We start from the raw sequence: 15,152 nt of genomic DNA on the forward strand, positions 1-15,152 counted from the left end.
AAAACTCAGGCCTTCCTCAATGCACTGGCCGCCTTGGCGATCTCGGTGATCTTGTCCCAGTCACCCGCTTCGATGGCGGCCTTGGGGGTCAGCCAGGAGCCGCCCACGCAGACCACGTTCTTGCAGGCCAGGAACTGCGGTGCCGTCTCTTGCGTGATGCCGCCGGTGGGGCAGAAGGAGACATCCGACAAGGGGCCGGCGATGCCGTTGAGCATGCCGATGCCGCCCGCGGGCACGGCCGGGAACAGCTTCAGCTGGCGGAAGCCCGCCTCGCGCGCCGCCATCACTTCGGACGGGGTCATCACGCCCGGCAGCAGCGGCAGGCCACTGCGCTTGGCAGCTTCGATCAGCGCCGGGGTCAGGCCGGGCGAAACACCGAAGACGGCACCTGCATCACGCGAGGCAGCGAATTCTTCCGGCGCAGTCAAGGTGCCGACGCCGACGATGGCGTCCGGAACCGACTCGGCGATGGCGCGGATGGCCGGCAGGCCGTGTTCGGTGCGCAGCGTGATTTCCAGCACGCGGATGCCGCCTGCCACCAAAGCGCGTGCCAGCGGCACGGCGTGTTCGAACTTGTCGATGGCGATCACCGGGATGACCGGCGAGGCGCGCATGATTTCCAGTGTGGTCTTCATACCGTGGCTTTCTCTTTCTCAAAAATCGGCGGCAGGCCGAAGGTGGCGCCGCCCTCTTCTGCGGTTCCCACCGCGTTGCGGAACAGGCTGAACAATTCGCGGCCCATGCCGTGCTGATTGCCGGAGAGGTCGCTGGTGTCGAGGCTGCGTGCTTCCCACTCGGCGGCATCGACCTTGGCTTCCAGGGTGCCGGTCTCGGCATCCAGGCGGATGATGTCGCCGTCGCGCACGCGACCCAGCGGACCACCGCCCAGCACTTCGGGCGTGACATGGATCGCGGCCGGTACTTTACCCGATGCGCCGGACATGCGGCCATCGGTGACCAGGGCGACGTGACGGCCCTTGTCCTGCAGGATACCCAGTGCCGGGGTTAGCGCGTGCAGTTCGGGCATGCCGTTGGCGCGCGGTCCCTGGAAGGTGATCACGGCCACGAAGTCGCGATCCAGCTGGCCAGCCTTGAAGGCGGCCATGAAGGCTTCCTGCGAATGGAAGACCACTGCCGGCGCCTCCACCACGCGGTGTTCGGGCTTGACCGCCGAAATCTTGATGACGGCACGACCCAGGTTGCCCTGCAGCAGCTTGAGGCCGCCATCGGCCGCAAACGGCTGGGCTACGGTGCCCAGCACACCGGCGTCGGCGCTCTGGGCCGGTGCATCCTGCCAGGTCACGGTGCCGGGACGACCATTCTCGCCTTCGGTAGCCAGCATCGGCTCCTTGCAGTGCTGGCGCAGTCCCTGGCCGAGGATGGTGGTGACGTCGTCGTGCATCAGGCCGGCATCGATCAGCTCGCGCAGCACGAAGCCGGTGCCGCCAGCGGCATGGAAATGGTTCACGTCGGCGGTGCCGTTGGGGTAGATCTTGGTGATCAGCGGAACCACGGCGGAGAGCTTGTCGAAGTCGTCCCAGTCGATCACGATGCCGGCCGCCTTGGCGATGGCCACCAGGTGCAGCGTGTGATTGGTGGAGCCGCCGGTGGCGTGCAGTGCGACGATGGCATTGACGATGGCCTTCTCGTCGATCATGCGGCCCACCGGGGTGTATTGGGTGCCGAGGTCGGTGATCCTGGCGGCCTGCTTGGCGGCGGCCGCAGTCAGCGCGTCGCGCAGCGGGGTGTTGGGGGTGATGAAGGCCGCGCCCGGCAGGTGCAGGCCCATCGCTTCCATCAGCATCTGGTTGCTGTTGGCGGTGCCGTAGAAGGTGCAGGTACCGGCGCCGTGGTAGGACTTGGATTCCGCTTCCAGCAGTTCGGCGCGACCGATCTTGCCGGCCGTGTAGAGCTGGCGGATCTTGACCTTGTCGCTATTGCTCATGCCGCTGGTCATGGGACCGGCGGGCACGAACACCGCCGGCAGGTGGCCGAAGTGCAGCGCGCCGATCAGCAGCCCCGGCACGATCTTGTCGCACACGCCCAGATACAGCGCGGCGTCGAACATGTTGTGGGACAGCGCGATGGCGGTGGCCATGGCGATGGCGTCGCGCGAGAACAGCGACATCTCCATGCCGGTCTGGCCTTGCGTGACGCCGTCGCACATGGCGGGGGTGCCGCCGGCGAACTGCGCCACGGCGCCGGCTTCACGGGCTGCGTCCTTGATGATCTGGGGGAAACGCTCGAAGGGCTGGTGCGCCGAGAGCATATCGTTGTAGGCCGAAACAATCGCCAGCGAGGGCGCCTTGTCTTCCTTCAGCTTCAGTTTGTCATTGGCGGGGAAGGCGGCGAAGCCGTGGGCCAGGTTGGTGCAGGCCAGTGCGCCGCGCTGCGCGCCCTTGCGGCGGGCCGCTTCCAGGCGTTCGAGATAAGCGGTCCGGTAAGGACGGCTACGTTCGGCGATGCGTTGGGTGACGCTGGCTAAGGTAGCGTTGAGAGGCATTGTCGGTTTCCTGTTAGCGTTAACACTGTAATTTTACTACATAAATTTGCGCGAATGAAATCATACACTTAGAGCACTGCAGCATGGCCAAACCGTGCATCTTTTCATTGGTGAACATCAATCCGCTTCAAAAGCCTTATCAGTCTTCACTTCCCGGCTACCGGCATGGATGCCGACAGGCAATGTAACAGGGCCGTCATAAACTGTAGTGAAACTACCACTTCGGCGGCATTTGATGTATAGTCACCCGCATTGTCCCAAGAACATGAACACGGCCTGCCCGGCTCTTTTCCTGCAATGCGCATGACGACATGGCGCATGGATCGCAGGGATGGATGCCGCAGCCAGACATGACAGGCCACGACAGCCAACCCATCTCCGACTCATGCATACACCCGCCCTGACCGACACGGCCGCCTTCAAGGCATTGCAAGAACACCACGCCACGGCTGTCCAGTGGCACATGCGCGATCTGTTCGCCCGCCAGCCCGACCGTTTCGAGCGCATGCATGTGCGCGCCGCCGGGCTCCTGCTGGACTACTCCAAGAACCGCATCGACACCGACACCCTCGCGCTGCTGATGAGCCTGGCCCGCGAGCGCAGCGTGGAAGCCCTGCGCGATGCCATGTTCAATGGCGAGAAGATCAACTTTACCGAACATCGCGCCGTCCTGCACACCGCGCTGCGCGCGCCCGAAAATGTGGCCGGGGCCGTAGTGGACGGACAACCCGTTGCGTCAGAGGTTCATGCGGTGCTCAAGCACATCCGCGCATTCAGCGAGCGCGTGCGCAGCGGTACCTGGCGCGGCTACAGCGGACGCGAGATTACCGACATCGTCAATATCGGCATCGGCGGCTCCTTCCTGGGCCCGCAGATGGTGTGCACCGCCCTGCGCGCCTACGCGCACCCACGCCTGCGCGCCCACTTTGTTTCCAATGTCGATGGCCATGACCTGGAAGAGGTGCTTTCCCGCGTCGATCCCGAGACCACGCTCTTCATCGTCGCCTCCAAGACCTTCACCACCCAGGAAACCATGCTCAACGCCCGTTCGGCGCGCGCCTGGTTCTTGCAGCACGGCAAGCCCGCAGACCTGGCCCGGCATTTCGTGGCTGTCTCCACCAATGCGGCCGAGGTGGCCGCCTTCGGCATCGATACCGAGAACATGTTCCCCTTCTGGGACTGGGTGGGTGGCCGTTATTCGGTCTGGTCGGCCATCGGCCTGCCGGTGGCGCTGCTGGTCGGCTACGACAATTTCGCTGCCTTCCTGGCCGGCGCGCACGATATGGACCGCCATTTCCGTGAAGCCCCGCTGGAATCGAACATGCCGGTAATCCAGGCGCTGGTGGGCATCTGGAATCGCAACTTCCTCGGCAGCGCCTCGCTGAGCATCGCCCCCTATCACCAATGGTTGCGCTTCTTCCCGTCCTACCTGCAGCAACTGGACATGGAGAGCAACGGCAAGCGCATCACCCGTGACGGCACGCCGGTCACGACCCTGACCTGTCCGGCCATCTGGGGCGACGTTGGTACCAACGGCCAGCACGCCTATTTCCAGCTGCTGCACCAGGGTACCGACATCACGCCCATCGATTTCATCGCCGTCCTCAAACCCTCGCATGGGATCGCCGGACACCAGGAAGCACTGCTGGCCAACTGCTTCGCGCAGTCCGAAGCCTTCATGCGCGGCAAGGACGCCGACGAGGTGCGCGCCGATCTGCAGGCACAAGGTCTGCCCGAAGCGGAACTCGCGGCCCTGATCCCGCACAAAACCTTCGAGGGCAACCGCCCCAGCAATACCCTGCTGCTGCCGGAACTGAGCCCGCATGCCCTGGGCGCGATGATTGCGCTGTACGAGCACAAGACCTTCGTGCAGGGCGCGATCTGGGGCATCAACAGCTTCGACCAGTGGGGCGTGGAACTGGGCAAGGTGCTGGCCAAGACCATCCTGGGCGAACTGCAGGCCGAGGATGCTGTGCAGGCCGCACGCCACGACGCCTCCACCAGCGCCCTGATCGCCCTGGCCCGCCAGGCCGCCCAGGCCAGCCGGCAGGGCCACTAAACACGTAGCGCTCCATCCGCTACTTCACGTACAAAGAGACGACACACACCATGGCTACTTCTGATTTCGATCTGGTTTTATTCGGCGGCACCGGCGACCTCTCGATGCGCAAGCTGCTGCCCGCGCTGTATGCCCGAGACCGCGCCCGCGACCTGCCGCCCGATGCACGCATCATCTGCCTGGGCCGCGACGAGAAATCGCGTGAAGACTTCCTCAAGCTGGTGGAGAAGGATTCCAAACCCCACGTGCCGGCCGCCAACCTGGATGCCAGCGTCTGGGAACGCTTCACCGGCCGCCTGCAATACGCCTCGGTCAACGCCAAGGAAGCCGACAGCTTCAGCCACCTGAAGGATGCCCTGCGCGACATCGCCGGCCTGGCGCGGGTGTTCTACCTGGCGACTCCGCCCAGCCTGTTCGCCTCGATCTGCGAAAACCTGTCCAAGGCCGGACTGGTCACGCCGACCTCCCGCGTGGTGCTGGAAAAGCCGCTGGGCCGCGACCTCAAGAGCGCCCGCGACATCAACGCCCAGGTCGGCCGCTTCTTCCAGGAATCGCAGATCTTCCGTATCGACCACTACCTCGGCAAGGAAGCGGTGCAGAACCTGCTGGCGCTGCGCTTCGGCAACGTGCTGTTCGAACCCCTGTGGCGGCGCGAATGGATTTCCGACGTGCAGATCACCATCGCCGAAGAACTCGGTGTGGGCGGCCGCTTCGACTACTACGACACCTCCGGCGCCCTGCGCGACATGCTGCAGAACCACCTGCTGCAACTGCTCTGTATCGTCGCCATGGAACCGCCGGTATCGAACTCGGCCGACGCCGTGCGCGACGAAAAGCTCAAGGTGCTGCGCTCGCTCAAGCGCTTTACCCCCACCACGCTGGCCATGAACGTGGTGCGCGGCCAGTACCGCGCCGGCCATGTCGATGGCGTGGCCGTGCCGGGCTACCGCAAGGAAGCCGATGCCAACCCCGACTCGCGCACCGAGACCTATGTCGCAGTCAAGGCCGAGATCGACACCTGGCGCTGGGCCGGCGTGCCGTTCTACCTGCGTACCGGCAAGCGCATGGCCGACTCCCTGGCCGAGATCGTGGTGCGCTTCAAGAGCGTGCCGCATTCCATCTTCGCGCACCAGAACGACACTCCGAACTGCCTGGTGATCCGACTGCAGCCTGACGAAGGCCTGCACATGAACCTGATGGCCAAGCAGCCTGGCGATGGCATGCGCCTGCGTCCGGTGGAGCTGGAGCTGGACTTCCGCGAGAAGTTCAAGACCCCGCGCATGGACGCCTACGAACGCCTGCTGCTGGACGTGTTGCGCGGTCATCTGACACTGTTCATGCGCAGCGACGAACTGGAGGCCGCCTGGGAATGGGTGGAGCCCATCATCGATTACTGGGACCAGCAGGAGGCCGACCCGGTCCCCTACAACGCCGGTACCTGGGGGCCTGCTGCGGCGAGCGCCCTGATCGGTCGCGACGGACTGCAGTGGCGCGAAGAAGCCCTGCCCGAGGTCTGACCAGCGCCCGCTAGCGTCACCAGGTCACCGTCATGTCCATGCTGCTCGACTCCATCCGCACCCACATCAACTCCCTCTCCAAGTCGGAGAAGAAGGTGGCTGCGACCATCCTGGCCAACCCGCAACTGGCCCTGGCCGAGAACCTGACGGCGCTGGCCAAGAATGCGGAAGTGTCGGAACCGACCGTGATCCGTTTCTGCCGCGCCATCGGTTACGAGGGCTGGCATGACTTCAAGCTCAAGCTCGCCCAGAGCCTGGCGCTGGCCTTGCCGGGCGCAGATGAAACGCTGGCCCAGGACGACCTGGCCGCCGATCTGGTCAACAAGATCTGCAGCCGTTCCATCAATACCCTGCTGGACCTGCGCAACCACCTCAATCCGGATGCCATCCAGCTGGCGCTGGACGTACTGGCACGGGCCAACAAGATCGAGTTCTACGGCCAGGGGACCTCCGGTATCGTGGCCAACGACGCGCAGCACAAGTTCTTCCGCTCGGGCGTGCCCACCGTGGCGTATTCCGACCCGCACATCCACAGCATCGCGGCCTCGCTCCTGAAGGCCGGCGACTGCGTGGTGGCGATCTCGCAGCGCGGTGGCAACGCCGCCCTGCTGCGCTCGATCCAGCTGGCGCGCAAGGGCGGTGCCGACATCATCGTGCTCGGCCCTTCCGGCACCCCGCTGGCCGAACTGGCCACGGTACTGGTGCCGATCGACCTGTCCTTCAACATCGACCCCTATACCCCCATCTCGGCGCGCCTGGCGCACCTGGTGGTGATCGATATCCTGGCGGTGGGACTGGCGCTGCGACGCGGCCCGGAATTCCGCAAGAAGATGCAGAACGCGCAGAAGTCGCTGCAGAAATTCGACATGCAATTCGACTCCTTCTTCCGCTAAGCGTGCCAAGCGCAGCGGCAGATCAAGGATCAGTGATTTAGCGACATTCACCGACAGACAGGAAACGGCCATTGCGTACAATGCCTATCCTTATTCTTCACCCTAGCAACAGGACTTTCCATGAGCCAGCTTGAACAGTTGAAGCAGTACACCACCATCGTGGCCGATACCGGCGACTTCCAGGCCATGAAGGCCTTTGCGCCCCAGGATGCCACCACCAACCCCTCGCTGATCCTGAAGGCGGTGCAGAAGGCCGAGTACAAGCCGCTGCTGGAGTCGGTGGTCAAGGCCCACGCCGGCAAGAGTACCGATGCCATCATCGACCGCCTGCTGATCGCCTTCGGTCTGGAGATCCTGAAGCTGATCCCGGGTCGCGTCTCCACCGAGACCGATGCCCGCCTGTCCTTCGATACCGAAGGCACCGTCGCCAAGGGCCGCGAGCTGATCCGCCTGTACGAAGAAGCCGGCATCGCCCGCGAGCGCGTGCTCATCAAGATCGCCTCCACCTGGGAAGGCATCCGTGCCGCCGAGATCCTGGAAAAGGACGGCATCCGCTGCAACCTGACCCTGCTGTTCTCGCTGCCGCAGGCCATCGCCTGCGCCGAGGCCCGCGTGCAACTGATCTCCCCCTTCGTCGGCCGCATCTACGATTGGTACAAGAAATCCACCGGCCAGGAATATACCGGCAGCGACGATCCCGGCGTGCAATCGGTCAAGGCGGTCTACAACTACTACCGCAAGTTCGGCTACGCCACCGAAGTGATGGGCGCGAGCTTCCGCAACACGTCGCAGATCGTCGAACTGGCCGGCTGCGACCTGCTCACCATCAGCCCGGACCTGCTGCAGAAGCTGGCCGACAGCGATGCTCCGGTGGAACGCAAGCTGAGCAAGGAAGCCGCCGATGCGGCCGACATCGAGCGTATCTCCCTGGATGAAAAAGCCTTCCGCCTGGCCCTCAACGCCGACGCCATGGCCACCGAAAAGCTGGCCGAAGGCATCCGCCAGTTCGCCGCTGACGCGGTCAAGCTGGAGCAGATCGTGGACGCCTTGCGCTAAATCCCGCGTTCAGATCAACAAGTACAAAGGCCGCATCGTGCAGACGATGCGGCCTTTGTCGTTCATGGTGGATCGCGTCTAGGGCAATGCGCGCGCCCCACCCATCCGGCATTGGAAAAAGCTCATGGTGGTCTGCAGCACCATGGCGCGTCGGTTCAGTTCCTCCGAGGTCACGGCAAGCTCTTCGGAGCTTAGCGAGTTCTGCTGGATCACCTGGGCCAGCTGGCTGGCGGCGACACTGATCTGGCTGACTGCGGTGGATTGCTTTTCTGAGGCCTGGACGATTTCCTGTACCAGTTCCGAGGTACGTCCGATCGCCGGCAGCATGTGCTGCAGCTGCTCTTCGGCGGCGCCCGCCAGGATCACGTTGGCGCGGGCGACTTCATCGATTTCCTGCGCGGCGGCCTGGCTGCGTTCGGCCAGCCGCCGGACCTCGGCCGCCACCACGGCGAAGCCGGTGCCGTGCTCACCTGCATGGGCCGCCTCGATGGTGGCATTGAGCGCCAGGAGGTTGGTCTGATAGGCGATGTCGTCGATGACCGCGATCTTGCCGGCGATCTGCTGGATCGCCTCCACCATCTGCCTGAGGGTCTGCGCGCACTGCCCTGCCTGGCTGGCAGCACCGGCGGCGATCTGCTCGGTCTGGCGCGCATTCTCGGAGGTACTGAGGATGGACCCGTGGATCTGCTCCAGTGCCATGCTGGTCTGCTCCACACCAGTAGCCTGCTCGGTCGAGGCACGGGAGAGCGACTGCGCCGTGGCGCTGACCTCCTCGGCGGTGCTGACCATGGCTTCGGCACTGGCGGTGACTTCGGCCACCACCTGGCACAGGCGTTCGATCATGTTCTTGATGGAATTCATCATGCTCCGGCCATGGCGCGGCTTCAGAGCGATCTGCTGCACGAGGTCGCCATCGGAGAGGCGTTGCATGACCGTGACCACGTCGCCCGGTTCAGCGCCCAACTGGCGTGTGAGAGTGTGGGTGATGCCCCAGCCGGCACCCAGCATGATCAGCAGGACCCCGCCGGCCATCAGGAGCACGGTCTGCAGCGCATGTTCGATGATCTCGCGCGCCGACAGGGCGCTGGCTTCGCCCAGGGCGATGTTGTAGGAACGATGGCGCGCAAAGGCGGCCTGCACGGCTTCGATAGCCCCGCGAAACTCCAGCCCCACCACGATCTTGCCCTGCTCGTCCAGGCCCTGGTCCACCAGCGCCAGCAGGCGTCGCACCACGTCCTCGAAAACGGTCAGGCGCTGGAGGTCGTCTTCCAGCATGGCCTGGTCCGTTTCATCGGTGACATAGGCCGCGCGGTAGACTTTCATCTGCTTGTCCAGGCGCTGGCGGTAGATCTCGATTTCCTGCAGGAGACGGCGCCGGTCGCTGGGGTCCTGGTTGGCCTGGTAGTGATAGACCCGACCCTGGATGGCATTGAAGGCGCCTTGCGCATCATCCAGCGAGGTAACGCTGGGGACGGTATTGACCTGTGCGTAGTTGGCAGCGTGGTAGACGTTCTCGATCTGGCGCAGGCTGACGGCGGCGGTGGCAGCCAGGCCCAGCATGGCCAGCACGATCAACAGAAACAGGCGCTGTCCCACCGTCAGCGCATAAGGTCTCGCCATCATGTCCTCCCCCCAGAGGTTTGCCGTGCTTGTCAGGCGGGACGGGCATTCATCCCTGCCATCCCATGGGGGCAAAACTTATAGCGTGCACAAGATATTGTCAATCTGGCATAGATGATCGGGCCAGAAAGCAAGGCAGGACAGCCTTTCGGACGCGGGGCGGCCACCACACTGCAGGGCAGCGCGGACATCGCCCCGGGCGGATCAGTCGAAACTGATCTGCACCTTCATCATCTTCGAACGATCACCGGCGATCTCGAAGGCCTCCACCGCCTGTGCGATGGGATAGGTGGCCGAGATCAACGGCTTGACGTCCACCAGGCGGCGGTTCATCAGCTCGACGGCCATGGCGAACTCTTCATGGAAGCGGAAGGCACCGCGCCAGTCCAGCTCCTTGCCCACCAGCAGGTTGGCCGGGAACTGGATGTCACCGCCCAGGCCCACCTGCACGATCACGGCCTGCGGACGCAGCGCCTCCAGCGCACCCACCAGCGCGCGCTCGTTGCCGCTGGCTTCGAAGAGCACGTCAAAGGTCCCCTTGTCGGCGGCGTAGGCCTTCAGCGCCTCCGGTGTCTCGGCCATGTTGATGGCGCGGTCGGCGCCCACCTTCAGTGCGGCTTCCAGCGGCATCTTCGCCACATCGGTGACCACCACTTCCAGCGCGCCGGCGCGACGGGCGGCAATCACCACCAGGGCACCGATGGGGCCGCAGCCCGTCACCAGCACGCGCTTGCCCACCAGCGGACCGGCGCGACGCACGGCATGCAATGCCACCGACAGCGGTTCGGCCATGGCGGCCTCGCCATCGCTGACGTGGTCGGCCACGACGTGGGCCTGTGAACGCTCGATGACGATTTCCTGGCGGAACGCGCCCTGTACGTGCGGGGTGCGCATGGCACTGCCGTAGAAACGCATGTCCAGGCAATGGTTCTGCTTGCCTTCCTGGCAGTATTTGCACTGACCGCAGGGACGGCTGGGCGAAATGGCGATGCGGGTACCGGGCGCGATGTCGGTGACGGCGCTGCCGACTTCCGCGATCTGGCCCGAGACTTCGTGGCCCAGCACCATCGGTTCCTTGATGCGCACCACGCCGAAACCGCCGTGGTGGTAGTAGTGCAGGTCGGAACCGCAAATACCGCCGGCCTTGACCTTGACCTTCAGTTGTTGCGGCTGCAGTTCGCCGCTGTCGAGTTGCTGGATGCGCAGGTCGTGCGGCGCATGGATGACGAGGCCTTGTTGCATGATCTTCTCCTGAATGGCATCAATGGGTTACAGGGTCGCGGTGACACCGCCATCCACGTAGAGGATGTGGCCGTTCACGAAACGCGAGGCATCGCTGGCCAGGAACACGGCCGCGCCCACCAGGTCTTCGACATCGCCCCAGCGACGCGAGGGCGTGCGGCCGACCAGCCAGTCGGTGAACTTGGCATCGTTGACCAGGGCCATGTTCATCTCGGTCTTGAAATACCCGGGACCCAGGCCATTGACCTGGATACCGTACTTGCCCCAGTCGATCGCCATGCCCTTGGTGAACATCTTCACCGCGCCCTTGGTGGCGGTATAGGGGGCGATGCCGGGACGACCCAGTTCGCTCTGCACCGAGCAGATGTTGATGATCTTGCCGGCGCCACGCGGGATCATGTGGCGCGCCACTGCCTGGGCGGCGTAGAAGACGCTGTTGAGGTTGGTGTTGATGAGGTCGTGCCAGTCCGATTCCTTGAACTCCTCCAGCGGATTGCGACGCTGGATGCCGGCGTTGTTGACCAGGATGTCGATGGCGCCGATCTCGCTTTCGATCTTCTGCACCGCAGCCTTGACCTCATCGGAGGAGGTGGCGTCGAAGCTGGATTCATGGATGACGTGGCCTTCGGCACGCAATTGCGCCGCCACACCGGCCAGCTTGCCGGCATCGCGACCGTTGAGGACGATGGCCGCGCCCGCTTGCGCCATGCCGCGCGCCAGTGCCAGGCCGATGCCGCCGGACGAACCGGTGATCAGGGCCAGCCGGCCTTCGAGGGAAAAACCCTGCAGGCCTGCCGGCAGGGAGGTGGTCTTGGTGGTCATGTGGTCTCTTTCTTCTTGTTGGGGAGGTGGCAGATCGAAACTGCTCAGGCCGGCCTGCACCGGAGCAGCGTTCAGTGCGCCTTTCCGGTCTCGCGCTGGAAGGCGGCGATGGCGTGGTACTCCGCTTCCAGCTTGGCCGGAATGGCCGCAAAGATGGGTTGCAGGCGGCTGTAGACCGCCACCGCGTCGGCATGCGGCGCGTGATGGTTGGTGGACCCGACCATGCCGGAAATCACCGACAGCGACGGCACCAGCCCCAAGGCCCAGGCGCCCAGCACGGCCGCACCCAGGCAGGACGATTCCACGCTCTCCGGCACCACCACCTCGCGATTGAAGATGTCGGCCATCATCTGGCGCCACAGGGCCGAACGGGCAAAGCCGCCGGTGGCCATCATGCGCTTGGTCGGGCCGACCAGTTCTTCCAGCGCCGGCAGGATGCTGTAGAGATTGAAGATCACCCCTTCCAGCGCGGCGCGGATCATGTGGTGCTTGCCATGGTGCAGGGCCAGGCCGAAGAAGGAGCCGCGCAGGTCGGCATTCCACAGCGGCGCACGCTCGCCGGCCATGAAGGGATGGAACAGCAGCCCTTCGGCGCCGGGACGCACCTTCTCGGCGATTCGGGTCAGGGCTTCGTAGGGATCGACGCCTTCATCGCGGGCTGCGGCTGCCTCGGCGGTCGCCAGTTCATCGCGCACCCAGCGGAAGATGTTGCCACCGTTGTTGACCGGGCCGCCGACCACCCAGTGCTTCTCGGTCAGGGCGTAGCAGAACAGGCGGCCATGCGGGTCAGTCAGGGGCTCATCGATCACCGTGCGCATCGCACCGGAAGTGCCGATGGTCACCGCGACGTGGCCGATCTCGATGGCGTTCACGCCCAGGTTGGAGAGCACGCCGTCGTTGGCGCCGATGATGAAGGGGGTGTCCACCGACAGCCCCAGGCGCTGGGCCATCCCGGGTGACAGCGGCGGCAGGCGGTGGGTGGTCGGCACCGGCGTGGGCAACTGCTCGGGCGTGACCCGCAGCAGTTCCAGCGCACCGCGATCCCAGGCCAGCTCGCGCAGGTTGAACATGCCGGTGGCCGAGGCGATGGAGTGGTCCACCACCCACTGGCCGAACAACTGGTACAGCAGGTATTCCTTGATGCCGACAAAGCGCGCCGCCTTGCTGAAGACTTCCGGCTTTTCATGGCGCATCCACATCAGCTTGCACAGCGGCGACATCGGGTGGATGGGCGTACCGGTGCGGCGGTAGATGGCGTTGCCGTCGTGTTCGTGCTTGATGCGCTCGGCCCAGACCGAGGCGCGGATATCGCCCCAGGTGATGCTGTTGGACAGCAGGCGGCTCTCGGCATCCAGCGCAATGACGCTGTGCATGGCGGCGCTGAAGGACAGCAGGGCGATCTCCTGCGAGGCTGCGGCGGCAGCTTTGACAGCGCCGGCAATCGAGGCCAGCGCAGCCTCGACGATCTGTTGCGGGTCCTGCTCCGCCATGCCCGGCTCGGTACAGATCACCGGGTATTCCTGCGCATGCTGTGCGACCACCTTGCCATCGAGCGTGAAGACGACGGACTTGGTGCTGGTGGTGCCGATATCGACACCGAGCATGTAGCGGGCGGAGTGGGACATGAACATTCCTTATCTGACAGATGGCAAGACGCCCGGACCAGCCGGGCGTTGCATCGTGAGTATTAAATGACGATCAAACGACGAGATTGAGCAACATGATGAAGATGATAGCAACAACCGAGATCAGTGTTTCCATCACCGTCCAGGTCTTGAAGGTTTCACCCACGCTCATGTTGAAGTATTCCTTGACCAGCCAGAACCCGGCATCGTTGACATGCGACAGGATCAGCGAACCGGCGCCGGTGGCCAGCACCAGCAGTTCCTTGTTGGTACCGGGGATCAGTGCCACCAGCGGGGCCACGATGCCAGCACCGGTGATAGTGGCCACCGTGGCCGAACCGGTCGCCACGCGGATCACGCCGGCCACGAACCAGGCCAGCAGCAGCGGCGAAATCTGTGCATGCACGGCCAGTTGGCCGATGGCAGTCCCCACGCCGGAATTGACCAGCATCTGCTTGAAGCCGCCACCGGCACCGATGATCAGCACGATGGCCGCGGTCGGCGCCAGACTCTGATCAACGAACTTCAACACCTGTTGACGGGTGAAGCCACGGGCCAGGCCGAAGGTCCAGATCGCCAGCAGCAGCGCGGCCAGCAGGGCCACGATGGGGTTGCCGATGAAGTCCATCAGGTCGCGCACGGCGTGGCCTTCAGGCAGGGTGACATCGACGAAGGTCTTCAGCAGCATCAGGAACACCGGCGAGAGCACCGTCACCAGGGTGGTGGTGAAGCCCGGCAGGTTGCTGGTCTGCGGTTCGCGCGCCAGTTGCGCCATCAGTTCTTCCGAAGGCTTGATGTCAACGTAGCGCGAGATGAAGGAACCGAACATGGGGCCGGCGATGATGACCGTCGGCAGGCCCACCAGCAGGCCGTAGAAGATGGTCTTGCCGATGTCGGCACCGAAGATGCCGATGGCCAGCAGCGGACCCGGGTGCGGCGGCACCAGGCCGTGCATCACCGACAGGCTGGCCAGCATGGGCATGCCGATCTTGAACAGCGGCACGCCCGAGCGACGCGCCACGATGAACACCAGCGGGATCAGCAAGACGAAGCCGATTTCGAAGAACAGGGGAATACCGACCAGGAAGGCCCCCATCATCATGGCCCAGTGCACGCGCTCGCGGCCGAAGGCACGCACCAGCGTCTGCGAGATCTGGTCGGCACCGCCGGACTCAGCCATCAGCTTGCCCAGCATGGTACCCAGGCCCAGCACGATGCCGACGAAGCCCAGCACGCCGCCGAAGCCGTCCTGGAAGGACTTGACGATCTTGGGCAGCGGCATGCCCGAGATCAGACCGAGGAAGCCCGAGGTGATCGTCAGGGCGATGAAAGGATGGATGCGCAAGCGCGTGATCATCAGGATCAGCGCGAGGATCGCAATGACTGCATTGAACAGCAAGGTGGCGTCGTGGCTCATTCCCAGCATGGGATCTCCGATTGCCGATAGCCGATGCCGTGCGGCCCGCAAAGAGCCGCAGCAGCGTGGCCCCGGCGCGAGGCTGAGGACGGACGTCTCCTGCGGCCTGCCCTGGCGGGAGGCGCGAACATCTGCACTATCTGCGTAGTGTTATCTGATTGACCTGAGTGTGGTATGCCGCCGCTGACCCCGCCGCCGTGTGCCCGGAGGTTCGGATGTTAGCGTTAACATGGGGCGCGATGATAACGCTAACATTTTGCGCGGGTCAAACACTTGTTGTGCTGCAGTGCGGCAGAAGGACGGGCGAACGGAGGGCCGGGCGTGCCGTACGGAAATCATTTTCTTTCGGGTGTGCTCCGGACTCATCCTGCCGGGGGAGGATGGCGGTGCTCTGTCGT

11 protein-coding genes are annotated in these 15,152 nt (G+C 64.4%); 4 read left to right on the forward strand and 7 right to left on the reverse strand.

The window, feature by feature from the left end; all coding sequences use genetic code 11:
- Window positions 1-5: 5 nt before the first annotated feature.
- The gene (locus HFRIS_RS12970; RefSeq protein WP_006463824.1) at window positions 6-635 is read right to left on the reverse strand and encodes a bifunctional 4-hydroxy-2-oxoglutarate aldolase/2-dehydro-3-deoxy-phosphogluconate aldolase; all 630 of its coding nucleotides are present in this window, start codon (window positions 633-635) and stop codon (window positions 6-8) included.
- Window positions 632-2,503, reverse strand: coding sequence for a phosphogluconate dehydratase (gene edd / locus HFRIS_RS12975; RefSeq protein ID WP_006463825.1), 1,872 nt, complete (start codon window positions 2,501-2,503; stop codon window positions 632-634). Before edd ends, HFRIS_RS12970 begins: the two co-directional genes overlap by 4 nt.
- Before the next feature lie 385 nt (window positions 2,504-2,888).
- Here edd and pgi point away from each other — a divergent pair, with 385 nt between their 5' ends.
- The 4 genes from pgi (at window position 2,889) to tal (ending at window position 8,028) form a co-directional block, all read left to right on the forward strand.
- Entirely contained in the window at window positions 2,889-4,562 is a 1,674-nt protein-coding gene (pgi, locus tag HFRIS_RS12980; protein WP_006463826.1) for a glucose-6-phosphate isomerase, read from the forward strand.
- A 50-nt stretch (window positions 4,563-4,612) separates the two neighbouring features.
- Complete coding sequence (gene zwf, locus HFRIS_RS12985; RefSeq protein ID WP_006463827.1) at window positions 4,613-6,079, forward strand: glucose-6-phosphate dehydrogenase; 1,467 nt, start codon at window positions 4,613-4,615, stop codon at window positions 6,077-6,079.
- A 38-nt stretch (window positions 6,080-6,117) separates the two neighbouring features.
- Complete coding sequence (locus tag HFRIS_RS12990) at window positions 6,118-6,972, forward strand: SIS domain-containing protein (RefSeq protein ID WP_034310514.1); 855 nt, start codon at window positions 6,118-6,120, stop codon at window positions 6,970-6,972.
- 120 nt (window positions 6,973-7,092) lie between these two features.
- Window positions 7,093-8,028 (forward strand): transaldolase, encoded by a 936-nt coding sequence (gene tal / locus HFRIS_RS12995; RefSeq protein WP_006463829.1) that lies wholly within the window; start codon window positions 7,093-7,095, stop codon window positions 8,026-8,028.
- Between the two features lie 78 nt (window positions 8,029-8,106).
- Here the strand turns inward: tal and HFRIS_RS13000 are convergent, their stop codons facing one another.
- The 5 genes from HFRIS_RS13000 to HFRIS_RS13020 form a co-directional block, all read right to left on the reverse strand.
- The gene (locus HFRIS_RS13000; RefSeq protein WP_006463830.1) at window positions 8,107-9,648 is read right to left on the reverse strand and encodes a methyl-accepting chemotaxis protein; all 1,542 of its coding nucleotides are present in this window, start codon (window positions 9,646-9,648) and stop codon (window positions 8,107-8,109) included.
- Between the two features lie 204 nt (window positions 9,649-9,852).
- A complete protein-coding gene (locus HFRIS_RS13005) occupies window positions 9,853-10,890 on the reverse strand; it encodes an L-idonate 5-dehydrogenase (protein ID WP_006463831.1) in 1,038 nt (345 codons plus the stop codon).
- Between the two features lie 27 nt (window positions 10,891-10,917).
- Entirely contained in the window at window positions 10,918-11,712 is a 795-nt protein-coding gene (locus HFRIS_RS13010; protein ID WP_006463832.1) for an SDR family NAD(P)-dependent oxidoreductase, read from the reverse strand.
- Window positions 11,713-11,783: 71 nt separating this feature from the next.
- Window positions 11,784-13,337: a gluconokinase gene (gntK, locus tag HFRIS_RS13015; RefSeq protein ID WP_006463833.1), complete on the reverse strand. Its 1,554-nt coding sequence runs from the start codon at window positions 13,335-13,337 to the stop codon at window positions 11,784-11,786.
- A 73-nt stretch (window positions 13,338-13,410) separates the two neighbouring features.
- Window positions 13,411-14,763, reverse strand: coding sequence for a GntP family permease (locus HFRIS_RS13020; RefSeq protein ID WP_006463834.1), 1,353 nt, complete (start codon window positions 14,761-14,763; stop codon window positions 13,411-13,413).
- Window positions 14,764-15,152 lie beyond the last annotated feature (389 nt).

The sequence above is a fragment of the Herbaspirillum frisingense GSF30 genome (genome assembly GCF_000300975.2).
Classification (GTDB): domain Bacteria; phylum Pseudomonadota; class Gammaproteobacteria; order Burkholderiales; family Burkholderiaceae_D; genus Herbaspirillum; species Herbaspirillum frisingense.